The following is a 23,499-nucleotide window of genomic DNA, read 5'->3' as shown; positions in this document are numbered from 1 at the left end:
CGATGCGCGCCGCGGGAGACGACACGCCGACACTGCCGGAGGACCCTGCGGCGCTGCGGGCGCTGCTACTCGAGACGCGGGCATTGGTCGACACCCTGATCGCCGAACGTGACCTGCTGGCGAGCCAGAATGAGCGCCTCCAGCACCTGCTGCTGAAGCTGCGGCGCCGGCAGTTCGGGACAAGGTCGGAGCGGCTCCCGGAGGACCAGCTGCTGTTCGCGTTCGAGGAGATCGAGGCGACGCTGGCCGGCAACGCGGCCGAGGCGGGCAAGGCGTCCCCGACGCTCCGCGACAACCAGGCCAGGCGCTGCCGGGCCGGCCGGGGCCGGCTGCCGGCGCATCTGCCGCGGGTCGAGCAGGTGCTGGCGCCCGAGGTGACGTCCTGCCCCTGCTGCCAGGGCCCGCTGGTGGAGATCGGCACCGACACCGCCGAGCGGCTGGACGTGATCCCCGCACAGTTCCGGGTGCTCGTGACCAGGCGCCCGAAGCTGGCCTGCCGGACCTGCCCCGGCGTGGTGCTGCAGGAGCCCGCGCCGGCCCGCCTGATCGAGGGCGGTGTACCGACCGAGGCGACCGTCGCCCACGTCCTCGTCTCCCGCTACGCCGACCACCTGCCGCTGTATCGGCAGTCGCAGATCCTGGCGCGGCAGGGGATCGCGATCGGCCGGGAGGTGCTGGCTGACTGGGCCGGCACGGGCGCAATGGAGATCGTCCCCGTGGTGCGCCGCATGCGGGAGATCCTGCTGGCCTCGGCGCGGCTGTTCGCCGACGAGACCACCATGCCGGTCCTGGACCCCGGCCGCGGCAAGACGAAGAAGGGTTACGCCTGGGCGATCGCGCGCGACGACCGGCCCTGGGGCGGGGCGGACCCGCCGGCCGTGGTGTTCCACTACGCGCCCGGCCGTGGTGCCGAGCACGCCAAGGACCTGCTGGCCGGCTATCGCGGGATCCTGCAGTGCGACGGCTACGGCGCCTACAAGGCGCTCGCCGCGGCAAGCGAGGGCATTACGCTGGCATTCTGCTGGTCGCATGTCCGCCGGGGGTTCATCGAGCTGGCGAAGGGCCAGACAGCGCCAATCGCCGCCGAGACGCTGCAGAGGATCGCCGCCCTCTACGCGATCGAGGCAGAGGTGCGCGGCAAGCCGCCCGACATCCGCCACGCCGCCCGACAGGCGAGGAGCCAACCCCTCGTCGAGGACCTGTTCGCCTGACTGACGGCGCAGCTCGCGCGCCTGCCCGGCAGCAGCCCGACCGCGGAGGCCATCCGCTATGCGCTGAACCATCACGAGGGCCTGGTGCGGTTCCTCGATAACGGCACGATCGAGCTCGACACGAACACCGTGGAGCGCGCCATCCGCCCGCTCTGCCTCAGCCGAAAGAATGCGCTGTTCGCCTCCGGCGACGATGGCGGGGCCAGGTGGGCGGCCATGGCCTCGCTGGTTGAAACCTGCAAGCTCAACGGCGTCGATCCGCAGCGCTACCTTACCGACGTGCTCACGCGCCTCGTCAACGGCTGGCCAACAGCCGTATCGACGAACTCATGCCCTGGCGCTGGGCCGCCGACGAAACCGGCACCGCGTCAAGCGAAGGCCGCAAGGGTCCGTAGGCCGCGCTTACTCTGAACTGGCAATCAGCTCGCGAATGCGGCTGGCGAGGGCCTCCATCGTAAACGGCTTGGTCAGCACGTGCATGCCGGGGTCGAGGTGGCCATGGCTGAGCACCGCGTTCTCGGCGTAGCCGGTGATGAACAGCACCTTCAGCCCAGGCCGGGCTACGCGTGCCGCATCCGCGACCTGCCGCCCGTTCATGCCGCCGGGCAGTCCAACATCGGTGACCAGGAGGTCGATCCGGACATCTGACTGAAGCACCTGGAGCCCGGATGCCCCATCCGCTGCCTCGATAGCCGCATAGCCGAGATCCTCCAACACCTCGGTCACCAGCATCCGCACCGTCGGCTCGTCGTCGACGACCAGCACCGTCTCGCCCCGTTCCGCCCGTGGCGCATCGGCCAGGTCCGGTGTGGTGTCCACCTCTTCCGCTTGGCCGAGGTAGCGGGGCAGATAGATGCACACCATCGTGCCCTGATGGAGCTCCGAGTAGATGCGTACCTGCCCGCCTGACTGGCGGGCGAAGCCATACACCATGGAGAGACCCAACCCGGTTCCCTGTCCGATCGGCTTGGTCGTGAAGAACGGATCGAATGCCTTGGCAATCACGTCGGATGTCATGCCGGTGCCGGTGTCAGACACACAAAGCGAGATGTACTGACCCGGCGACAGGTCCCGCTCGCGCGCCGCACGTGCGTCCATCCAGCGGTTCCCGGTCTCGATGGTGATCTTGCCCCCGTCCGGCATGGCGTCACGGGCATTGATGCAGAGGTTTAGCAGGGCGTTCTCCAGCTGGCCGGGGTCAACCAGGGTGGGCCAGAGCCCGGCGGCACCCACCAGCGGCTCCACCGTGATCTCGGGCCCTACCGTCCTCCGGATCAGGTCCTCCATGCCGTTCACTAGCCGGTTCACGTCGGTGGGCTTGGGATCGAGTGTCTGGCGGCGGGAGAAGGCGAGAAGCCGGTGCGTCAACGCCGCAGCACGCTTGGCCGCGCCCTGGGCGGCATTGACGTACCGATCCACATCCTTGATCCGCCCCTGGGCGATGCGGGTCTGCAGCAACTCCAGGCTGCCAGTCACGCCGGTCAGGAGATTGTTGAAGTCGTGGGCGAGGCCGCCCGTCAGCTGACCCACCGCCTCCATCTTCTGGGACCGCCGAAGCGCCTCCTGCGCTTTGGCGAGTTCGGCCTCGCGTTCCTTCTCGGCCGTGATGTCGCGCCCTGTGGCGTAGGTCATGTCGTGTGCTGGCGCCGCGACCCAGGAAATCCAGCGGAAGGAGCCGTCCTTGTGCCGGTAGCGGTTCTCGATCCGGGGTTGCCCGCCTCGTGCGGCCAACTCATAGGCATCCGTGGTCCCGGGGTGGTCATCGGGGAGGACGAACTCGTTGACGTGGTGCCCAACCAGCTCTTCGGGGGTGTAGCCCAGCAGTGTCGTCCATGTCGGGTTGACCCGCCGGAACACGCCTTGAAAGTCAACCACGACCAGGAGGTCAGGTGAGGTCGTCCACATCAGGTCGCGCTCCGCCGTGCGCTCCTCCACCTTGGCCTCAAGGGTGTCGTTCATCTCCTGAAGCTCTCGGGCACTCGCCTCCAGCCGCAGGGAGCTCTCGCGGAGAGCTGCGTCGCCCCGGGCGCGCTCTACCGCCGTCCGGGTGCGCTGGGCGGCCTCACGAATAAGCGCCAAGTCCTCCGCACTCCAATGGCGAACCCCGGCATCGTTGATGAAGAACACCGCAACCAGTTCGCCGTGTTCCAGGATCGGCACGTTGACGATGGATCGGGCATGGTGGGCAATGAAGGCTTCGTTGCTCTCTGCGGTCCGGGGATCCAGGGCCGCGTCGGCGACGACCATGAACTCGCCGCGTCTGAGCGCGTCGATGACCTGGCCGAAGTCTCTTAGCCGCAGGCTCCCGGCGATGCTGGAGACGCCGGGCGCCGTCCAGTCCCGCTCAGTCAGCATCGTTTCCGCAATAGGGTCGACGGTGGAATAACCCACGCGGCTGACTGCCAAGACCTCCCCGATCACCTGGGCGGCGGCGTAGGCGATGTCCTGGGGATTATCGAGGTCATGAATGCGGTCCGACAGGGTGACCAGCGCCGCCCGCCGCGCCTCGGCCCGCTTGCGCTCGGTCAGGTCGAGCATGGCTCCGATCATGCGCACGGCCCGGCCATAGCTGTCCCGGATGACGTAGCCGCGGTCAAGCACGTCGGCATAGCCGCCGTCCGCCCGCTGAAAGCGGTACTCGTTTGTCCAGCTCGTGCCTGTGCCGTCGATCACCGCATGGATGCTGCGGTCCACTCGTGCGCGGTCCTCGGCATGGATCGTGGCGAGCCACCACTCCCCGGCCGGATCCACCTGCCCGATTTTCCAGCCGTAGGCGTCCTGCAGAGCCTCGTTCCAGAGGATGGTGTTGGCGCGCAGGTCCCAATCCCAGATCACGTCGTTCGTAGCACGCGAGGCCAGCCTGTAGCGCTCGTTGAGTGCGGCCAGGCTCTCCCCAGCCAAGTGCTGCTCGCTGCGGTCCCGCATGACCTTCACGTAGCCGACTTGCGCACCGGCCTCGTCGCGCAGCTGCATCATCTCGCCGCTGCCCCAGAAGCGGGAGCCATCTCTCCGCAGATGCCAGCGTTCGTCGATTGCTCGACCGAACAAGCGGGCCCGACTTCGCTCCCCGTCCGGCGCGCCCTTCTTCCGGTCCTCCGGCGTGAAGATCCGGTCAGCGGACTGGCCAACCATCTCCTCCTCGGTCCAGCCCATCAGCTTGGCGGCGCCAGGGTTCCACCCGAGCACCATTCCCTTCGGATCGGTGCTGATAATGGCGAAGTCGGTCACGCTGAGGAGCGTCCGGCGCTGGAGCGCCTCCGAGCGGGCCTGCCGCGCCACGGCCCGGCGTAGTTCCAGCTGCCCCATCACTTGGCGGGCCAAGGCCTGAAGGATGAATTGCTGCTGAGTGGTCAGGCCCTCTGGCCGGGGCTTGGTGTCCAGCACGCAGAGCGTACCCAAAGGTAGGCCGTCCGGGGTTTGCAACAACTCACCAGCATAGAACCGCAGTCCAGGCCCTGAGGTGACCAACGGGTTGCAGTTGAAGCGTGAGTCCTCCAGCAGGTCAGGGATGACGAGTTCGGAAGGCTGCAGCATCACTCGGGCGCAGATAGAGTTATCGAGCGGCATCTCCCGCACGCCGAGGCCCACCTCGGCCTTGAACCATTGCCGACCCTCCGCGATCAGGTTCACCGCCGCCATGGGTGCCCCGAGAAGCTCCGCGGCGAGCCGCGCCAGGTCGTCGAACCCCTGCTCAGGTGGGGTATCGAGGATGGAGTAGCGATCCAGCGCCGTCAGACGCTCGGTCTCGGTCCAGGCTCGGCCGCCGTGCTGCCCAGTCACGAAGGTCAGGTCTTCTTGTGAATGATCGTCGTAGGCGCCCGGGCATGATCGAGCTCGCGCGGCGGGTCGACCGCCGTAAGAAGCCGCAGACCAACACGAACAACCTCGCTCGCCGTTTGATAGCGGCCCGTGGCTACCTGAGCGTCGATGAAGCGTCGGAGCTCAGGTGTCAGAGACACCGTCAGTGGGTCGCTGGCAGGCATATCTGGCCTTCGGTGAGTGTGAGCGAGGGTTATCAGGTGTTAGGTGGTCATACCGCCTCTCCTAAGCGACCATCCGGCGTCGAGGTTGCGCTGCATCGCTCCAGTCTGCTTGGCCTTTTGGAAGGGCTTATGCCGCCGCAGCCTGCTGCTCAAAGGGATCTGCCCGAAAGGATTGGCCGCTTTACGCACCGCAGGCATCAAAGCAGAATGGCCGCTTTCGGCCAAACTCGCCCGTTCGGGCCGTCACCTAGACAGTCTGCTAAGGGTCGCCTGCCGCGCTAGCCTTCCTGCCAGAGCCTAGCGCCGGGTGGGGTGGGAAACGGACCTTCAGCGCAGGACATGACGGGGACGCCAGGGACCGGCTCTACAACCTCACCCGTCTCTGCCCGCGGTTGCGACGGCCCGTGAGGGGGCACCAGTTGCCGGCCTTCCGGCCACGCTGCGTCAACGGCCCTCCCCCCGCTCTGACGTCGTCGACCCCGGCCAGGGCAGGACGACGTGCCGCCGTACCCCGCCCTCGTGCACGAAGCCACTGACTGCCACGGGCGGGCGCTGGCGTCCCATCCCGTTGGTCGCCGGGTCGTACTCCCACTTGACGTCGCCCGAGAGCTCCTGGTTCGCGACGCGGTACGGCGCTTCGTCGGCGTAGGTGGCGCCGAAGGGCGAGCCGTCGTCGTTCAGCGCGATAATCCAGGGCAGCTTTCCCACGACCGGAGCCTCCAGGGGCATGTCCAGCGGCGACGCGAAGGGCAGGGTCAGCCATACCTGGTGGATATCCGGCCTGGGACGGACTCCCGTGTGCTCGGGCAGGGGCCATCCCTGCCACGATGGAGTGCCCAGGAGTTCGCAGTCCCACAGCTGCCCCGCCGCCGTCAGCTCGACTTCCCCCTTCGCGCAGGGCCAGCCGTCGATTTCGGTCGCCTCGGCCACGCCGACGATCCAGCCACCCTCCGCGATGCGCCGAAGGTAGGTCGCGCGCACGCCGAGGATGTCAGCGGGGGAGCGCAGCCGCGCGGAGGCGACGCGACGGTGAGAGGGGGTCTCCCACACGATCTCCGTCCTTGCGGGGAACAGGATGCCGTCGAGCACCTGCGGCCGGTCGAGGACCGTGGTGATGCGGGCTCTCTCGATGCGCTGCTGAAAGCGCGACAGCGGTGTACCCGGCTTGAACGCCTCATCGACGACGATGAGGAGGGCGAGCAGCACCACGACAGCGATGGCCGCGATCCAGAGAAGGATGCGTGCGAAGAAACGCCAACTCACCGGGTCAATCCCGCATGGCGACTGCCATGCCGGACGAGGGAGCGGTACCGCCGTTCCCGCCTCAATCTCCCCCGTCGCGTCATCACCCGTCTCGCTCCTATGGTTCAGGGAAGCTCTCTTCGCAAGATTTCCGAGCCAACCCTTCCGCTGTCTGTTTGCTGATTGAGTGAGGAGCAATGTCTGCAGAGGGTCGATAACACTCTGACAGAATCAGGGTATGTCGGCGCTGAAGCGAACCTTCGGTTCCGGTGCTACGGGATCCAGAAGTTGCCCTCAGCATGGACCTGCCGTGCGTCGGGAAAGTGCTTACCTCCCTAAACGAACTGCGAGGCTGTCAGCATGATCCGGCGGACCTGGGCGGGCGCCCAGCGCTGCCCGCCGCGCGGTGCCGACACACCGCGCGCCATGAGGGCTTCTGCAATCTCTGCAAGTGTCACTGCGCCCGCACGACGGGCCCTCTCGATGTACGGCAGAACGACCGCAGCACGTCGCCGCGCGTCCTCCACCTGCACCGCGTTGCCCTTTGCAGAAGCGACGGGGTCGCGCGCGAGCAGGCGCGGGTTGCCGAGCTGCACGCCGCGAGCCTTCGCCGCAGCGAGCGCTGCCTTCGTCCGCGCCGAGATCATGCGTGCCTCTTCTTCGGCGACGGCGGCGAGGATGTGCACGGTGAGGCGATTCACCGCCGGCATGTCGGCGGCGACGAACTCGACGCCGCTCTCCATCAGGCCCGAGACGAAGGCGACGTTGCGGGCCAGGCGGTCGAGCTTGGCGATAACGAGGGTGGCGCGGCTGGCGCGGCAGCCCGCAAGGGCGGCCGCGAGCTGCGGCCGATCCTTCTTCCGCCCGCTCTCCACCTCGACGAACTCGGCGCTGATGGCGCCGCCTGCGCCGGCAACGTGGCGGGCGACGGCCTCGCGCTGAGCCTCGAGCCCGAGGCCGGAGCGGCCCTGGCCTTCGGTCGAAACGCGGACGTAGGCGACGAAGCGCGGAGGGGCACGGGGGTTCCGGCGGGCTGGGACGGCCGTGATCGGGCCTCACCCAGGTCGATTTTTCAACCCCAAACGACCGTTTTGACGGATTGTAAAATGGGAGGATCGGGGTTGAGGATGGAGCATCCCCTAATCCGACCTGTCCGTTCGGCGGATTGAAGAGCCTCAGACCTGATTATTTGTCGACGGCTTTCGGAGCCGCACCCCAGCCCCTCTCCCGTTCTCGGGGATGAACTCGACGCCGGCCTCCTCCAACGCGCACATCATCGCCACGATGTTGTTCCGCATCGGTGCTTTGTTGCCACTCTCGAAACCCTTGACCGTCGAGATGCCGACGCCAGCGGCTGAAGCCAACCGACTTTGCGGCCAATCGAGAAGCGCGCGTGCGGCTCGGCACGTTGTCGGGACTAACTGTGGCACACGGACCGCATAGCAACCTTTTTGGGCGCAGGCAATGATAAGGGTCAATGCGATCCATAGGATCGTCCATAACCCTTTTGGTTGTGCATAAAGCCCGCTCGCCGCAGCAGCGTACCATCCGGCGAGGGCCTCGGACTGAAGTGACCCAGAGGAGAGGAACGGGATTCAGCGGCATCGAAATGCCCCAGACCGTCCTCCCGCCCTACTCGGCCGCGTCAGCCATCCCTGGCACCTCCGCCGGCACTCGTTCCTCGCCTGCTGGATCTGGTGCAGCACCAATATCGTTGTCTTGCTCGATGTAGAGCGGTGGGAGCGAGCGGACGATCTCCATCGTGCGGAGGCTGACCGTGATCACGCGGCAGAGAAGCTCAAAGGGATATGCCGGATTTCCCATGGTCTCGTTCGCGAAGGAATTGGTGTCCCAGACGATGCCGCTCGCCGGGTCCGTCTTGATCCCCTGCCGCTCCATCACCCACTCGATGGCTGGCTTCCCGTTCACGATGTAGTCGTAGGCCGCGAGCGGGACGTCGGTGATCGTGATGTTGGGATTGTAGATGATCGTCGCGCGGTCGAGCTTGGGCCGCTTCCCACCAAACCTCATCTTCTCGACGCGGAAGAACTTCGCCGGGTCGGAAACATGGGCAAGCTCCAAGGCGCCCTGCTCGATGGTAACAGGGTAGGGCTCCGCCTGTTCATAGCAGGCGTGCAGATCGGCCAGCTCGCGGCCAGCCGAAACGAAGGCGCGGAACGCAGAAGCCGATCCGACAGTCGGGATGCGTGGTAGCTGCTTCGTGAGATTGTCGGCGAAGCGGGCGCGGTACTCCGGCGAGTGCAGCATGCCGTAAACATAGTGGAACACGTCGTCCTTGGAGACGGCATCGCCGGGATATGAGGCACGAAAGTGTTCGAGACCCGTGTCGGTGATCGCGTCCCGCCGGCCCATGCCATCTTCGGGCGATGCAGTTCCAGCCAGGCCCAGCTCGCCGTCCGCGCCGGCTGATACTTCCGCATCGTAAAGCCAACGCGGGAAGCACTGCGTTCCGCCCTTCATGGCAGCAACGCAGAGTTCAGGAGGAACGTCGGTCATCAACGCGCTGAACCCGCCGATGTGTCCGGGCGCGGCGATGCAGATTGCCCGATTTACCTTCAACGCATCCCGCATCGGAAACACGCGCGGCATCTGGTAAACCATCTCGTTGAGCCGTCTGTCGTAGTAAAGCCAGTACGTTGAGAAGGGACGGTAGAGGCTGCGGACGAGCGCACCCGCGTCGAAGTCGAGGCGCTTGGCCCTGACCAAGTCCGCTTTGAGACTACGAGTCCAGCTAATGCGCTTCGGGTCACTGTCCACGAAACGGTCAACCGCATTCTCGCGCGCCCGCCGATCCGACGCTGGATACGCCGCATTGAAGCGCTCCAGCTCAGCGTTGTATGTGCCGATCATCGCGGCCATGTTGGCGGCTAAGGCCGCCCGGCTCGGGTTTCGAGCCCAAAAGTCGCGATTCGTTACCACACCCAGCGAGAAGCGCTCGAACAGCGCAGCGCCCTTCCCCGACTTGTCGCCCATCGAGATGAACCGGTCGAAGCCTGCGTCGCGTTGGCCGAGCCAATCCCCGTGTACGTCGGGCAAGATGCGCTGCCAGCTCGTCGTTGCTTCCAGCCCGCCGACGCTGCCGAGTGAGCGCACCTTGGCCAACTTCTCCTCGCGCGACAGGTAGTCGCCGACGTTGTGGAAGTGGATCACACCCTGCTCGGACGCTTCGGGGTTCTTCACGAGGATGGTGATCGCAATTGGGGCGCGGCTGCCCTGGCCGAATATCTTACCCCCCTCACGGCGCGAGAGCTCGCCTGACGTGCGCTGGTTCCCGCGCAGGTGAAAGACGTAGATTGAGGAGAACTCGTCGGCGAGGCTCTTGCGGAGCCCGTCGGCCATGTTCGCATCCACCCAGCCGGCGTTGGTGACGAAGCCGACGACGCCCGCTGGTCCCATTCGGTCGCTCGCCCAGCGCAGTGCCCGCACGTAGCTGTTGTAAAGACCCTTTGCCAGCTTCGCCCTGGAGCGCGCGGCGTAGGTGGACCTGATGCGGCCGTCGAGAACCGGATAGCTCAGGTTATCGGCGTTATCGTTCTCACTCTTCTGACCTTCCGAGTACGGCGGGTTACCAACGATGACCCGAATCGGCAGCCTCTTCTGACGCACCCGTCGAGTAGTATTGTCCGCCATCAACTCGCTCACAAGGTCGCGCTCACCCTCGTAGAGCTGGAAGGTGTCGGTGAGGCAGATGCCCTCAAAGGGAACGTACTCACCGCCCGCGGCGGCATGATACACTGCCTCAATGTTGATCGCGGCGATGTAGTAGGCGAGGAGCACAATCTCGCTTGCGTGCAGCTCACTTCGATACTTGCGCTCCAGGTCCTCCGGCCGGATCAGGCCCAACTGCAGCAGCCGGGTGATGAAGGTGCCTGTCCCGACGAAGGGGTCGATGACGTGGACCCCCTTGCTGCTGAGCGTCTCTCCGAAGTTCTCCCGTAGAAGCTCGTCCACGGAGCGGAGGATGAAGTCGACAACCTCGACGGGTGTGTAGACGATGCCCAGCCGCTCTGCCATTTTCGGGAAGGCAGTGCGGAAGAACTTGTCGTAGAGCTCAAGAACGATCTTCTGCTTCCCCGCAGCATCCTCAATGCCCGCGGCGCGTGACCGCACGCTGTCGTAGAAGCGCCCGAGGCCCTGGGCCTCCTTCTCGAGGTGTTGCCGGTCGAGCACGTCGAGGACGCCCTCGAGGGCGCGGCTGACAGGATTGCTAGCCGCGAAGGAGTACCCCTCGAACAGCGCCTCGAACACCGGCCGCGTTATAAGGTGCTGGGCGAGCATCTCCATCGCCTCTTCGGCGGTGATGGAGTCGTTCAGGTCGTCCCGGATCTCGGCGAGGAAGCGATCGAACGCCGCCTTCTCCTCGCTCCCAGCGGCCTCGACCGCAGCCTTGATTCGGGTGACGTGGATCTCCGCGATGCGCGCGACGTCACGTGCCCAGTCCTCCCAGTAAGTCCGCGTGCCGCACTTCTTCACGATCCGGGCGAGGATCGCGCGGGAGAACTCGTCGAAGGCGAAGCTCCCCTGCTCACCTCCTGCCACCCTCGACGGCTGGCGGGGTTCGTCGCCCGGCTCGTGGTCCCCCGCGCCGCCTCCCTGACCAATCCCAATCCCCTTGACCTTCGGCTCGGCTCGTTCCGGGAGATGGTTCGTGACGGCGACGACCTCGATGCGGTCGCCGGGATCCACGCCGAGGTCGATCTTGTTGATCGTGGCGTCGAGGCGCTCGTCGTGCGAGCGAAGGGCATTGAGAATTTGCCATACCACCCGGTAGCGCTCGTTGTCGTCAAGCGCGTCCTCCGGCTCCACCCCCGCGGGGACGCCGACGGGGAGGATGACGTAGCCCATCCGCTTGCCCTCGGCGCGCCGCATGACTCGGCCAACCGCCTGGACCACGTCGATCTGCGACTTCCGGGGGTGGAGGAACATGATCGCGTCGAGGGCGGGGATGTCCACGCCCTCGGAGAGGCACCGGGCGTTCGTGAGGATTCGGCACTCGTCGGCGCGGCCCGTGTCCTCCTTCACCCAGGAGAGGAGCTGGTCGCGGGCCTTCGCGTTGAAGCCCCCGTCCACGTGCTTCACCCGGCACTCCAGGGCGGGCAGCGCGTCCCCGTCCGCCTCGGCCTCGACCGCCGCGCGCCAGTCGGACGCGACCCTCGAGAACTCGGCCTCGACGAGCTTCGACGCGGCGATGCTCTTCGCGAAAGCGATGGCGCGGCGCATCGGGGTCGAGTCGCCGCCCGCGTCAGGCGCGAAGTCCGACTTGAGGAGGGCCTTGTAGCAGCCGACGATCTTCGTCGCGTCGTCGAGGAGGAGTTCGCTGTTCTCGTCGGCGAGGCGGGCCTGGAGGCTCGCGCTCACGTCGGCCTCATTCACGGCGAGGACGATCACTTTGTAGTCCGTCAGCAGCCCGTTCTGGACCGCCCAGCCGAAGTTGCGGGTGAAGAGTGTCTCCCCGAAGAGGGCCGGGTCGTCCATCGAGCAGAGGGCGGCGTCGGCATCGCGGGCGACCTGCTGGAGGGCCTCGCCGTACACGCGCGGCGTCGCCGTCATGTAGAGGCGCTTCCGGCCGGCGATGTAGTCCTGCTCATGGACCCGGACGAAGTTACTCTCGTCCTCGCCGGCGAGGGTCACGCCCGTCGTCCGGTGGGCCTCGTCGCAGACGATAATGTCGAACTCGGGGAGGCCGAACCTCTTCTGGGCGACCGAGATGGCCGGGATGGACTGGTAGGTCGAGAAGACGACCGTCATCCGCTCGGAGTCCGTGGCGGTCGCCTTCGCCGCGAGCCGCGAGCCGTCCGTCGTCGCGGGAATCTCGAGGTCGTGGACGTCGATGTCGGCGAGATCGTCGGCCCTCCCCCGCCGCACCCCGACCTGGGCGTCGGAGCACACAGCGAACGAGCGGAGCGGCACCCCGCTGTCGATGGACCACTCGCGGACGGTCTGCTGCATCAGGGCGAGGGAGGGGACGAGGAAGAGGACGCGGCCCCCCTTCCCCGCCAGTTCTTCGGCGATCTTCAGAGCGGTGAAGGTCTTTCCCGTGCCGCAGGCCATGATAAGCTTGCCGCGGTCCGCCTTCGCGAGGCCCTCCCGGACGCAGTCGATGGCGTCTCGCTGGTGCTGGCGCGGTTGCTTCTTGTCGTGGAGGCGGACCTTGCCGGTGTCGGCGTAGGCGCCCCAGTCGATGCCGCTGTCCTCAAGGTCCGTCAGCGAGATGCGGAGCGTCTCCATCTGCTGGTCGTGGAGCGTCGCCTCCGCGTTGTCGGTCCAGTTAACGCCGGTCGTGTCGACGAAGACGCGGCGGACGAAGGGCATGCGGCCGGAGGCGGCGAAGAAGCCGCTGATGTCCTCCATCCGGAGGCGGTGCCCCTCCTTGTAGAACTTGCACTGCACGGCGCACCACGCGTCAGGCGCGTCCGCGAGCTGCGCGACGAGGTCGATCCCCGTGTCGGTCGCGTCCTCCCCCCGCTCCTTCGCCCACTCGGCAAAGGTCAGCACGCGGCTGTAGAGATCGCGTTGCGTCGGCGCGCTCCGCATCCAGGTCGCGACAAGGCGTTCGAAGTACGTCCCCTTCTCCCGTTCCGTCGCCGCGCTAGCCCGGTATCTTGCAAGCAGATCTCTTAGCGAATGCGCCACGTCCCCACCTTGCTCCATCTGCATTCCAAAGGATCCCATCCCTACCACAGCCCCATGGTTCCCGCAGGCAGGGTCGCTCGGGACGTCGCAGGATAACTCACAATCCCTCAAACGGTCGTTTGGGGTTGTAAAAACGGGTCTCGCAGGGCACCGTCGGGCCTTCGCTACCCAGCGGGACCTGCTTTCCGCTCCGTGACCGCCTCTCCGCCAGCCCGCTTCGTCGCCTACTATCGGGTCAGCACCGACAAGCAGGGGCGCTCCGGCCTCGGCCTGGAGGCCCAGCGCGCCGCCGTCGCCGCCCACGTCGCCGGCGTGTCCCGCGCCGTCGTGGTGGCTGAGTTCGTGGAGGTGGAGAGCGGAAGGAAGAAGGACCGCCCACAGCTCGCTGCGGCGCTGGCCGCCGTGCGCGCACACTGCGCCGTGCTGGTCATCGCCAAGCTCGACCGCCTCGCGCGCAACGTCCACTTCGTGTCGGGGCTTTTGGAGAGCGGCGTCGAGTTCGTCGCCGCCGACATGCCGACCGTGAACCGGTTGACCGTGCACATTCTCGCGGCCGTGGCCGAGGAGGAGGCGCGCATAATCAGCGCACGCACGAAGGCCGCGCTCGCCGCCGCGAAGGCGCGCGGCGTCCGGCTCGGCAACCCGAACCTCCGCGCCGGCTCGCACGCGCAGGCGCGCGCCGCGAACGCCGTGCGCTCGGCGTGCTCGCGCGACCGAATCGCCGATGTGCTGCCATTCATCGAAAGCGCGAAGACAGCAGGGACGTCTACTCTGCAAGAAATCGCCAACGCTTCGGACGCCAGGGGCGTGCCCACGCCGTCCGGACGCGGTGCGCGCTGGCATCCGTCTCAGGTCGGACGCGTCGTCGGCCGCTATCAGCGTGCCGCGGTCAAACGGAGTGGCCCTGGCTGAAGCGTCCACCCTATGCAGCGCAGGCCTCAGTCCGTCAGGTACTCGTCACTCATGGCGGGGTCGGGCTCGAAACGGTTGGTGAGGACGACGATCTGGCCAACCTCGCGAGGGGCCGACTCGATCCGGTCCAAGGCCGCGTTGACGCGCTCGCACTGATCGGTTGCGAGGTAGAAGCGGTGATCGTCGAGGAAGCTCCGGGCTTTGTGGTAGCTCTTGTTGTCGGAAGCGCAGAGGGCATCCACCGCCTCGCCCAGCGCCCGCCGCGACACGCGGGGCTTGAGCAAAGGGATGACGTCCAAGGATCGGTCGTGGGACACCACGAAGGCCATGCGCGACTTTGCACTGCCCATCACGTACCGCGCGGCGGAATTGTAGCGCGAACCTCGTGAGGACGCGGCCTCCTCCTTCGCGACGCCGTCTAGGATCACCCCGACCGCATGGCAGAGCCCGTCCGGACTGACGAGGAGCGCACCATCGATCTCGGTCGCCCGCGTGATGAGCTCGCGGCTGAGCGAAACGGGCTCTATGACGGTTGCTTGCGGCGCGAGGCGCCGCGCTTCCTCCGCGGCATCACTCGCGATGACGACCAAGCTCCCGCGTCGGAACTCCACGAGGTGGGCAAGCACTTCCGCGAAGCGCGCCACCTCGGTGGCGCGAATGCCAGGAAACACACGCCGCATGTTTTCCTTGAACCGCTCTTGGCCGATCGGTTCCTGCGGGAGGAGCGCCTGTCCGAAGCGCGACCGCAGAAGGACTTGGTCTCCCCGGCGAAAATCCCACTGTTGCCGATCCAGGAAGTCCACGCAGTAGGCCGGGGGGCTGACGTCGGTGAGTTGGCCAAGGCCGAAGATGTTCAAACCGTCTGAGACCAAGCCAACGTCGCGGTCCGACATCTGCAGAAGCTTCCGCGCCCATCGCGGCTGTGACAAAGGCACCGGCCTCCGGAGCCGCAGTAAGTACTCCACGTTGGGGTCGTCGGACGCGGCGAGGACGATACGGCCGAGGTTGACGGTGCCTTCGTACAGCACCTGCGAGAGCCTCTCGAATGCACCGAACAGGTCGCCCACGGACCGCCAGTCGCCCAAGAAAGGCGAGCGCATGAACGACGACGCAGCGGCGCGAACGATCTCCGACGCAGACCGCATGCCGTCATCGTTGATCATCCTCCCGGGCTCCGGCAGCAGGAGGGCGCGCTGGCCCTCCGCCAGCAGGAAGTCGGCGCAGCGGAAAAGCAGGCTGGTGTCGTACGCCTGGCCGTTGACCGTGCACGTCACCGACGGGAACCGTTCAAGCAAGTGGGCCTGTAGCTGAAGGGCGCAGACGACGTAGTATCCCTCGACCAAGGTCGCGAGGCCGCAGAAGGTCCGGACGCCGGAAGCTTGGTCGGCGGCTTCAAGCCGACGTCGTACAGCCTCCGTGATGGTTGACCGCCGGATGTTCGCCGGCTTGTCGCGGTTCGTGGCCGCGTCGCCGTAGAACATTCTTTGAAGGGGGTGGACGGGAATCTTCTCTTCGACTTCCTCGCGGAGGCCCGAGAACAGGGCGAGCGGCCATTCCTCGTCTTCGGGCTCAACGCACACGGGATGGCGACCCGGATCGCTCTCGCTCTGCACACCGACAAGCAGCCCCTTGGCCTGACCGTCGGCGCCGAGCAGCTGCAGAACATCGTTGGTCCGGGTCAGCAGCGAGTGTCGGAAGTGCTGCTGGTAGCCCCACATGAAGAGGTTGATCGTGTCCCGCATGTCGGGTCAAAGGCGGATGCGGGCGTGCAGCCAGACGCCGAGCGTCAGTGCCTCGTGCCCGTTGAAGAACGTCTCGAAGTGGAAGACGTGGTCATCGCCGTTTTGGTCGGCAAGCAAGACTTCTCCCTCGCCGAGCGGCCCGCCGCTCTGCGCCCCGGCGTAGCTGCACACTAGCCCGAACAACCCGGCCTCCGAAACGCCCGCGAACCGGTCGCGGAAGGGCGGCGATTCCACGCAGTAGCGGCAGGGGTGGAGAGGATCGAAATCTTCCTTGCGCCGCGCGGGGTGCGGGTGCCCCGATACGAGCGCCACCATCGGCTTGCCGTCGTGCGCCTGTTCGACGAAGCGCCAAAGCGTCGACGTCAGGCTGTTCCCGAACAGCTTGCCGAGGGCCCTGATATTGTCCAACCGGGGCGGCCCGGAGAGCGCGGCCTCCGGAAAGCGCGAGTTCAAAAACAGCATCTGGCCTGCCGCGTAGTTCGCCTCCGCCTCCATTATTTCATGGCACGCGGGCGTCAGCGTCACCGCGGTGTCCCCGAAGAACATGCCGGCGTGCCACGGGATGATGTCGTGGCCGATCTCGTGGGCCTCGTTCCAACGGTGCTTCAACGCCGGCAGGTCGCGGTCCAGCAGGATCCGTTTTTGGTCGGGCAGGTACAGCGCCTTGAGGCTGAGGGAACGCACGGCATCCCGCAGAAGCGTCGGACGTTGCAGGACCTGCCGGCCCGCGACGAGCATCCGCGACAGCGTCGCCCGCAGCACCCCGTCGTCGGTCGTGCTGTAGTAATCCCTGTCCAGGCGCAGCAGCTCGCGCACGAACCGGAGATCGACCGGCGGCTCGGGGTTGCCGAGGCCGCGAAGCACTTTCGCGACCTGCGCGTCGATGTCGGCGCGGGTGCGGGCCGCGAGGCTGACGACCTTCACCGGGCGCGCTTTGGACCTTGCTCGCTCAGGACGGCCACAAAGGCTTCGAGCGCGGAGCTTTCCTCCGAGGTCAGCCGCTGCATGGACTCCGAGCGCGCCGCGAAGCGGACCGCCTCCTTCCTCAATCCGTCGTCGTTGGCGACCGCGAGCCCCGCGAGCTGCAACAGCCGCTGCTGAGGCACCTCGAACGTCCTTGCGAGTTCAAACACGGTGCGAAGCTGCGGGACGTAGTGCCGATCCTCCTCGATGACGAGCAGTTCGCTCGCTTCCAGGCAGGCGGCCTCCGCCAGCTGCTCCACGGAGTAGCCCCGCCTCCGCCGCATGAGGTTCACGAACCTGCCGAACGCGATCCGCGTCTCCTCGGCGGGTGCGGGTTGGGCCTCCAAGCCATGCTGCTCCACCGCCGGATTCGCGGCTAGCAGGCCCGCACCGACCGCAGCGTCGCCTTCTTGGCGAGCGCGGGCCAGCCACCATTCCTTGCTTCGCTCCAATCTCATCGTCGTCACTCCTCTGTGAGGAACGCACGGGCCTGTTCGGCCGTCATTTCGAAGTAGCGCAGGTGCTGGTGGCCCGGGTCCGGATCGGGACCCAGATCGACCATCCCGCGTCGGCGGTAGAAATCCTCGGCCTGAGGCAAGGAATGAAGGCCGATGCGGCCTTTGAAGCCCTCCTCAACGCTCAGCGCGATGGCCGCGCTGAGGAGGGCCGTGCCCACCCCTCGGTACCGGGGTGCCCGACCAAGCTCGGGAGAGTTCCACGGCGCGGCCTCGAGGTACTCGATGTAGACTATAGGCTTGCCGGCTTGCACGGGCGCCCGAGCCGATTTTGTCAGCTCCACCTGGGCCATGCCTTGCGTCTCGCCGTCCGCCAAAACGCAGAAGCCCCGAAACGCGAGCAGGCCTTGGACCTGCGCCGCTTTCCGCCGCCAGTCCCAGTGCGAGCTCTGCGGCCATTGCTGGCGGGAGACGCCCTTCTGGATCAGCTCCCGGATCAGGGCGTCATGCGCGGGCCGCCACTTGAGCTGCCAGTCCACCAGCTGTGCGTCCTCGATGCTATCGCGCAGCTCGGCCCGCACTTCGGACCCTGTGGCTCCGTCGACAAGATAGATGGTGGAAACGTCAACCATCAGACCAGCATCAACTCGGCCTTCTCCTTCGTCGCCTCGTTTTCGAAGAGAAGCTTCTCGCCCCTTTCGACGCGGGCCTCCACCGCTTGGTACAGCCGAAGCGCCTGGCGCAGGACGGCCGTCTTGCTGACGTCCTTTCGGGCCGACAGTTCGTCGAGCGCGCGCATCTCGGCGTCCGTGAGGTTCAGCGTCATTGTCCGCTTTGCTGTCATACTGTCCTCCGCCGCGAGCACATAAGGGGTTTGGCTAAACTTGTCAAGTATAACAGGCCAATTTTATCCCCCTTGAATGGCCAAAAAATAGCCATTAAATGATTTGACATGCTGGTTGGCATGGGGTCGTGGCGGGGGAGATCGCGTTTATGGGTCGTCAACACGTCTCTCAAAGGGAGATCGTCGCCTTCGCGGCCGAGAGAGTGAACCTGCCGAAGGAGAAGGCGGACGAGTTCCGGGCCCAGGCCCGACGGCTGCGGGAGCGATTGGAGGGCTACCTCGCCGAACATCCCGATTTCACCCTTCGCAAGATGCTCCTGTCCGGGAGCTTGGCGAAAGGGACGGCCCTCCGCTCGCTGAACGACATCGACGTGGCGTGCTACATCGGTGGGGTGAACGCCCCGAGAGACGCGGCGGCCCTTCTCGATTACCTCGCCGCGCGGTTGCGCAAGGCATTCCCTAACTTCAGCCCTAACCAAATCCAGCCGCAGACCTACTCGGTGACGGTCTCGTTCCGGGGCAGCGGCCTCGACGTGGACGTCGTCCCGATCCTCTACGACGGCGACCCGCTGTGGTACGGGGACTTGGTCAGCCAGGACGACGGCTCGCTCCTGCGGACCAGCATCCCGCTGCACCTGGACTTCGCGGCCAAGCGAAAGCAGCGGCACGGAAAGCACTTCGCGCAGGTGGTGCGGCTGGCGAAGTTCTGGGCTCGCCGGATGAAGGCTGAACGCGAGGGCTTCCGCTTCAAGTCTTTCATGATCGAGATGGTCCTGGCCAAGCTGTGTGACGACGGCTGCAGCTTTGACGACTATGCGGAGGCGCTTCTGAGCTTCTTCACCTACATCGCCGTCAGCGACTTCCGCGAGCGCATCGTCTTTGGCGACTACTACCGGCCGTCGGGCGCGGGCCCGCTGCCCGACGAGGTCCAGATCATCGACCCGGTGAACGCGGGCAACAACGTCGCCCGGCTCTACACCGCGGCCAACGCTGACGCGATCGTCGAGGCGGCCCAGGATGCCGGCGACGCCATCGACGCGGCGCTGGCCGCCCCCACGAAGCACGAGACCGTCGCCTACTGGCAGAAGGTCTTCGGCCCCTCCTTCCAGGCGTGAGATCCATGTCCCACAGCTACACGCTCACCGCGACCGCGACGTTCACCGTCACGCACGCCCGGCACATGGCCGCGAAGGTGGCCACCGACCTGAAGAGGATGCAGCGCTTCTATGGCCAGCCATCGGACATTAAGATTGCGGAGTTCGAGGCGGAGGCCGTTGAGCTGATCAGGGAGGGCTACTTGGGCATCCTCACGTTTGGCTTCAGGCGCGACGGGAACTGGGTTGAACCCGCCCTGCGCTACAGCGCTCGCGACCTCGCAGGTGGCGCCGCCGCGGACGACGACCCCGGGAAGGTTCGGCCGGGGGCCAACATCCAGGGCGCCAGCTTTCACAGCTACCTGACCTACAGCGCGAAGTGGGACGCCCTTGCCCAGCACGAGCGGGACGCCTTCAAGGACCGGATGCCGTTCCGTCGCGTCGGGGCGTCCGAACCTGGGGTCACCGGTTATCTGGTGGACGACCGCACCTACTCGTCGGGAGGGCGCGCGCTGAGCCGCGCCAGCGTCAGGGGGTTTTGATGACTGGGGCACCTTCCGCGGATGGCCTATTTGAGCGGTGCATCCTCTACCCGGACCCCGAACCACAGGCACGGCTGGCGCGGCTCGTCGGCCTCGACGAGCAAAAGGAACGCCTGACCAAGATTCTCGCGCTACTGGTCAACCCCGGCGGCTTGGTGGCCTGGGCCAAGCGCCACCACCCGGACGCAGGGTCCGCTCTCGACGCCGTCCTGCGCCGCCCGCCGTTGGTCATTCTCGCGGGCGACGTCGGCTCGGGGAAGACGGAGCTCGCGGAGACGGTCGGCGACGCGGTCGCCCGACAGGAGGGTCTGGAGGTGACCCTTCTGCCCCTCAGCCTGGCAAGCCGAGGGCAAGGCCGGGTCGGTGAAATGACCCAGCTCCTCTCCGCGGCGTTTGAGCAGACCGCGAGCGCGGCGGCGCGGTTGGCGTCCCCGGCGGGGAAGGCGCGCGGGGCGGTGATCCTGCTTGTCGACGAGGCTGACGCGCTCGCCCAGTCGCGCGAGGCCGCGCAGATGCACCACGAGGACCGCGCGGGGGTCAACGCCTTCATACGGGGCGTGGATCGGCTCGCGAACGCCAAGCTGCCGGCGGCCGTGGTCATGTGCACGAACAGGCTGGAGGCGCTCGATCCCGCGGTTCGGCGCCGTGCCGCGGAGGTGTTGAGCTTCGCGCGCCCCAGCGCCGAGCAGAGGCGCGGTGTCCTCTCGTCCCGGCTCGCCGGCCTCGGCCTTAGCCCCGCCTGCCTGGACGAGATGGCCGACGCGACCGGCTCCGTGGGCGGTCGGGAATACGGGTGCACCTTCTCCGATCTCACGCAACGCCTCGTCCCCGCCATAGTCCTGGACGCCTACCCTTCCCGGCCTGTGGACGGAGCGCGAGCCGTCGAGATCGCGCGTTCGATGCGCCCGACGCCGCCTTTCAGGGAGGGGACTCCATGAGCCAGGACGACGACCCAGCGGCGGACACTGCTTGGATGCGGGGTGCGTTCATCGGCGTGCAGAAGGAGCTGGAGATGAAGCTCCAGCTCGCGTCCGATTCCATCGCGCACTTCCCGACCCAGGGCGCGGTCAAGGAGGACCACTGGATCGCGGTCTTTCGCTCTTACCTGCCTAAGCGGTACGAGGTCGCGACCGGCTTCGTCATCGACAGCCGCGGCGGTCGGAGCCAGCAGATTGACGTCGTTGTGTTCGACAAACACTTCACGCCGACGCTCCTGGACCAGCAAAACCATCGCTACATCCCCGCCGAGGCGGTGTACGCCGTGTTCGAGAGCAAGCCACACATCGACAAGAACTACCTCGAATACGCGGGGGACAAGGCGGCATCCGTGCGAAAGCTTCGACGGACGTCGGTCTCCATCTCGCACGCGGGCGGCACGTTCAAACCCAAGGTGCCATTTCCAATTGTCGCCGGGATCCTCGCGTCGAGGTCGAGCTGGGCCGACGGTTTAGGAGAAGCGTTCTTGAAGAACCTTCCCGTGGATTCGGAAGCTCGTTTAGACTGCGGGTGCGCGTTGGAACACGGCGCGTTTGACCGGTTTGACGAGGAACTCCGCATCGTTTCCGCCAAGGGGGCGTTGATATCGTTCCTCTTTCGCCTCTTGGCCAAGCTGCAATCGTTGGGGAGCGTCCCCGCCATTGATTGGTCCGCGTACGCCGCCACGCTCGATACGCCTTCGCCTAAGGTCCCCCCCTAGACGCCAGCAACCGTTTTTCTCGCCGCAAGGCGCAGCGTGATTCGCCGTTCCTGCCAGTCAGCTGAGCACCAGTCCGACGCGTAAACGCGCCTTGTATTCTCCGACAGCGCCCGCCCGGCATAGCCCGCGGCGCGTGCTACCGCCTCGCCCACCGGGCCTGCCAGCACCGCCAGCGCTTCCGCTGGGACCGCGCCTGCCGCCAGCCGCACCACCGCCGAGGGGACGGCCGGCGGGCTCGATCGGGGCGCTCCGTCACGCTGCGCTCCTCGCCGGCAGAGGCAAGAAAAGCTATGTGTTTGCGGACGATCTCGACGCTGTCCCCACCAGAGTCCCTACCGTCCTGTCCTGCTCAGCCTGCAGGGAGGAGCGACCCCTCTGCCGCCGTTCCGCGCCCCCCGAGTGTGCCCGGAGCCCGCCCCCTGTGGTAACCGCCCCCTCCCCTTGGGCCCGACAATACGCGTTATCAAACCGAATTATTGACGTGGTGGTCCTGAATTTCGATTCCATCAAGCTGCGGAGAAATTCCCGGCGGTCACCCTAAGCCGGTCGAGGCTGCAGGTCCTCTTTAAAGGCAACAAGGCCCGGAAAGGCAACTGCCATGGGGATTGATAGCGCCGCTCATACCGTCCGCAACGACAGTAATTCCAGCACGTTAACCCTTCATCATGATGCGTGCATCACGCATCACAAATCACACATCTCGATGTATGTGGCACTCACCACGGCAGACCCCTGCCCTTCATGTACGCTTCCATGGCGTCTCCCAGAATGTCCTGGATCGGGCGGCGCTCCTGAATGGAAAGCATCTTCAGCCGCTCCCACCGCCCCTCGGAAAGCCTCAGCGTTACGCCAGGCAGTTGCCGGCTCGCGCTATGGGTCCGCACTCGTCCGGTTGAGGTGACCTGTCGGACCCGCTCCGGAACTGCGGTAGGCGCGGGATCGGCGGCAAGCGTCTGGGCCTCGGGTTCCAGCGGTGGCGCCGGGGGAACTTCCCGTAGCATCGGAACGGGCGCTAATGGGGCACCTGAAGCGGCTGGTGCATCGCGTCTAATAAAATCCGAAAAGCCTTTCTTCGGAGCGGTGCTCATGCTGCGGCCTTCACCTTGCTCGTGCCCAGCTTCTCGATTTCTTTCCAGATCTGCTTAATTTCCTTGGCTGCCTTGCTGCTCGGATCGAACTCGGCCACGGCCTGCCCCTGGGTCAGCGCTCGGCGGTAGACCTTCCGTTCACCCATCCAACTGAAGAGCATCGGCAGGCCGAGCGCCGCCATCGCCTTCTCAGTCTCGTTGGTCTCCTCGTCTCGCCGGGACGGAGCCCGGGTCATGACAGCGACCGCAGGCACTTTATTAGCCTTCAGCAGGTCAACTGTCCGCTGGGTGGCCGCCACATCCAAGATGGAAGGCTGCACTGGCACGATGGCCAGATCCACGGTGCGGGCCACTACCTCGATCGCCGGAGCCGTATGTGGCGCGGTGTCGATGAAGACGACCTGATAGCCTTCCGCCTCCGCCGCCTCCAGCGCTTCACGCAGCTCGGCCGCGATCACCGCCGCTACCGGCGGGGCCACGTCACCACGCGCTGCACCCCAGACCGCCGAGGCGCTGCCCTGCGGGTCAGTATCGATGATGGCCGTCTTAAAACCGGCCTGCTCAGCGGCTACCGCTAAGTGGACGCATAGCGTCGTCTTGGCAGCTCCGCCCTTCTGCTGAACGAGAACGATTCTACGCATTGATCCCCTCTTCCCCTGACCGAGCGCGATGCGTGCATCACGCATCGTTCTGCACGCTTTACGTTGTAGGTCGGCCGTGCCCCCGCACCACCGTTTCTTCAGCGGCACCTTGCCCGACCAAGTCCGTCTCTGTCAGGAGGTGATGGGTGCATCACGATGAATGCAACACGCATCGTGGCTAACGGGGCACGCATCGCGCCAATGTTCTGAGGTGCAACCAGCAAATTCAAGGTTTTGGTGTGCGTCACGCATCACGCATCACAATGACGCATCAAGGCGACTATAAGGGTGTGCGTGCGCGTTGGTAGATGCGTGCATCACGCATCGAGACCAACTTGGTGATCCATCTGCTGGCCAGAGGCCCTGAAGCGGTAATGACGGCCCGGGTGGGCTGGAAAGTTCGGCTGCTAGGTGCCCCGCTGAAGAGCTAAC

General features: G+C 66.2%; 16 protein-coding genes and 1 pseudogene. 6 read left to right on the top strand and 11 right to left on the bottom strand.

The window, feature by feature from the left end; all coding sequences use genetic code 11:
• Positions 1-2: 2 nt before the first annotated feature.
• A pseudogene (tnpC, locus tag EAH89_RS18060) lies at positions 3-1,606 on the top strand (IS66 family transposase).
• 7 nt (positions 1,607-1,613) lie between these two features.
• Here the strand turns inward: tnpC and EAH89_RS31980 are convergent.
• The 5 genes from EAH89_RS31980 to EAH89_RS18030 all read right to left on the bottom strand — a co-directional run bounded on the left by EAH89_RS31980 (position 1,614) and on the right by EAH89_RS18030 (position 13,114).
• Complete coding sequence (locus EAH89_RS31980; RefSeq protein WP_140885109.1) at positions 1,614-4,991, bottom strand: PAS domain S-box protein; 3,378 nt, start codon at positions 4,989-4,991, stop codon at positions 1,614-1,616.
• Positions 4,992-4,996: 5 nt separating this feature from the next.
• Positions 4,997-5,194 carry a type II toxin-antitoxin system ParD family antitoxin gene (locus tag EAH89_RS18050; protein ID WP_140885108.1) on the bottom strand — a complete coding sequence of 66 codons (198 nt, stop codon included), beginning with the start codon at positions 5,192-5,194 and terminating at the stop codon, positions 4,997-4,999.
• 444 nt (positions 5,195-5,638) lie between these two features.
• The gene (locus EAH89_RS18045; RefSeq protein WP_140885107.1) at positions 5,639-6,457 is read right to left on the bottom strand and encodes a hypothetical protein; all 819 of its coding nucleotides are present in this window, start codon (positions 6,455-6,457) and stop codon (positions 5,639-5,641) included.
• 314 nt (positions 6,458-6,771) lie between these two features.
• Positions 6,772-7,485 carry a recombinase family protein gene (locus EAH89_RS18040; protein ID WP_140885106.1) on the bottom strand — a complete coding sequence of 238 codons (714 nt, stop codon included), beginning with the start codon at positions 7,483-7,485 and terminating at the stop codon, positions 6,772-6,774.
• Between the two features lie 583 nt (positions 7,486-8,068).
• Positions 8,069-13,114: a DEAD/DEAH box helicase gene (locus EAH89_RS18030; protein WP_241667083.1), complete on the bottom strand. Its 5,046-nt coding sequence runs from the start codon at positions 13,112-13,114 to the stop codon at positions 8,069-8,071.
• 168 nt (positions 13,115-13,282) lie between these two features.
• Here EAH89_RS18030 and EAH89_RS18025 point away from each other — a divergent pair, with 168 nt between their 5' ends.
• Positions 13,283-14,002 carry a recombinase family protein gene (locus EAH89_RS18025; protein ID WP_140885105.1) on the top strand — a complete coding sequence of 240 codons (720 nt, stop codon included), beginning with the start codon at positions 13,283-13,285 and terminating at the stop codon, positions 14,000-14,002.
• A 26-nt stretch (positions 14,003-14,028) separates the two neighbouring features.
• Here EAH89_RS18025 and EAH89_RS18020 read toward each other — a convergent pair whose 3' ends face one another.
• The 5 genes from EAH89_RS18020 to EAH89_RS18000 are packed head-to-tail and all read right to left on the bottom strand — an operon-like array spanning position 14,029 to position 17,988.
• Positions 14,029-15,744, bottom strand: a complete 1,716-nt coding sequence (locus EAH89_RS18020) for a diadenylate cyclase (RefSeq protein WP_140885104.1) — start codon at positions 15,742-15,744, stop codon at positions 14,029-14,031.
• 6 nt (positions 15,745-15,750) lie between these two features.
• Positions 15,751-16,668 (bottom strand): ImmA/IrrE family metallo-endopeptidase, encoded by a 918-nt coding sequence (locus EAH89_RS18015; RefSeq protein ID WP_140885103.1) that lies wholly within the window; start codon positions 16,666-16,668, stop codon positions 15,751-15,753.
• Positions 16,665-17,165, bottom strand: coding sequence for a helix-turn-helix domain-containing protein (locus EAH89_RS18010; protein WP_140885102.1), 501 nt, complete (start codon positions 17,163-17,165; stop codon positions 16,665-16,667). Before EAH89_RS18010 ends, EAH89_RS18015 begins: the two co-directional genes overlap by 4 nt.
• Before the next feature lie 5 nt (positions 17,166-17,170).
• Complete coding sequence (locus tag EAH89_RS18005) at positions 17,171-17,794, bottom strand: GNAT family N-acetyltransferase (protein WP_206667597.1); 624 nt, start codon at positions 17,792-17,794, stop codon at positions 17,171-17,173.
• A complete protein-coding gene (locus EAH89_RS18000; RefSeq protein ID WP_206667596.1) occupies positions 17,794-17,988 on the bottom strand; it encodes a ribbon-helix-helix protein, CopG family in 195 nt (64 codons plus the stop codon). Before EAH89_RS18000 ends, EAH89_RS18005 begins: the two co-directional genes overlap by 1 nt.
• A gap of 146 nt (positions 17,989-18,134) precedes the next feature.
• Between EAH89_RS18000 and EAH89_RS17995 the strand changes: the two genes are divergently transcribed.
• From EAH89_RS17995 to EAH89_RS17980, 4 genes are read left to right on the top strand one after another with little or no spacing between them, the layout of a single operon-like run.
• Positions 18,135-19,121, top strand: a complete 987-nt coding sequence (locus EAH89_RS17995; RefSeq protein WP_206667595.1) for a CBASS oligonucleotide cyclase — start codon at positions 18,135-18,137, stop codon at positions 19,119-19,121.
• A 5-nt stretch (positions 19,122-19,126) separates the two neighbouring features.
• Positions 19,127-19,642 (top strand): HORMA-1 domain-containing protein, encoded by a 516-nt coding sequence (locus EAH89_RS17990; protein ID WP_140885099.1) that lies wholly within the window; start codon positions 19,127-19,129, stop codon positions 19,640-19,642.
• Positions 19,642-20,580 (top strand): AAA family ATPase, encoded by a 939-nt coding sequence (locus EAH89_RS17985; protein WP_140885098.1) that lies wholly within the window; start codon positions 19,642-19,644, stop codon positions 20,578-20,580. Before EAH89_RS17990 ends, EAH89_RS17985 begins: the two co-directional genes overlap by 1 nt.
• On the top strand, positions 20,577-21,338 hold the full coding sequence (locus EAH89_RS17980; protein WP_140885097.1) for a DUF6602 domain-containing protein: 762 nt from the start codon (positions 20,577-20,579) through the stop codon (positions 21,336-21,338). The genes EAH89_RS17985 and EAH89_RS17980 overlap by 4 nt, the downstream gene beginning before the upstream one ends.
• Positions 21,339-22,422: 1,084 nt before the next feature.
• Here EAH89_RS17980 and EAH89_RS17975 read toward each other — a convergent pair.
• A complete protein-coding gene (locus tag EAH89_RS17975) occupies positions 22,423-23,067 on the bottom strand; it encodes a ParA family protein (protein ID WP_140885096.1) in 645 nt (214 codons plus the stop codon).
• Positions 23,068-23,499 lie beyond the last annotated feature (432 nt).

The sequence above is a fragment of the Muricoccus nepalensis genome (assembly GCF_006438825.1).
GTDB classification, from domain to species: Bacteria; Pseudomonadota; Alphaproteobacteria; order Acetobacterales; family Acetobacteraceae; genus Roseomonas; species Roseomonas nepalensis.
The sequence above is the reverse complement of the archived record's forward strand: the minus strand, read 5'-3'. Positions and strand labels throughout refer to the sequence as shown.

Coding starts and splice junctions, on each gene's coding strand:
- EAH89_RS17975 (WP_140885096.1), bottom strand. CDS start 23,067: ATGCGTAGAATCGTTCTCGTTCAGCAGAAGGGCGGAGCTGCCAAGACG.
- EAH89_RS17985 (WP_140885098.1), top strand. CDS start 19,642: ATGACTGGGGCACCTTCCGCGGATGGCCTATTTGAGCGGTGCATCCTC.
- EAH89_RS18010 (WP_140885102.1), bottom strand. CDS start 17,165: ATGAGATTGGAGCGAAGCAAGGAATGGTGGCTGGCCCGCGCTCGCCAA.
- EAH89_RS17990 (WP_140885099.1), top strand. CDS start 19,127: ATGTCCCACAGCTACACGCTCACCGCGACCGCGACGTTCACCGTCACG.
- EAH89_RS18050 (WP_140885108.1), bottom strand. CDS start 5,194: ATGCCTGCCAGCGACCCACTGACGGTGTCTCTGACACCTGAGCTCCGA.
- EAH89_RS17980 (WP_140885097.1), top strand. CDS start 20,577: ATGAGCCAGGACGACGACCCAGCGGCGGACACTGCTTGGATGCGGGGT.
- EAH89_RS18020 (WP_140885104.1), bottom strand. CDS start 15,744: ATGCGGGACACGATCAACCTCTTCATGTGGGGCTACCAGCAGCACTTC.
- EAH89_RS18030 (WP_241667083.1), bottom strand. CDS start 13,114: ATGCAGATGGAGCAAGGTGGGGACGTGGCGCATTCGCTAAGAGATCTG.
- EAH89_RS18000 (WP_206667596.1), bottom strand. CDS start 17,988: ATGACGCTGAACCTCACGGACGCCGAGATGCGCGCGCTCGACGAACTG.
- EAH89_RS18005 (WP_206667597.1), bottom strand. CDS start 17,794: ATGGTTGACGTTTCCACCATCTATCTTGTCGACGGAGCCACAGGGTCC.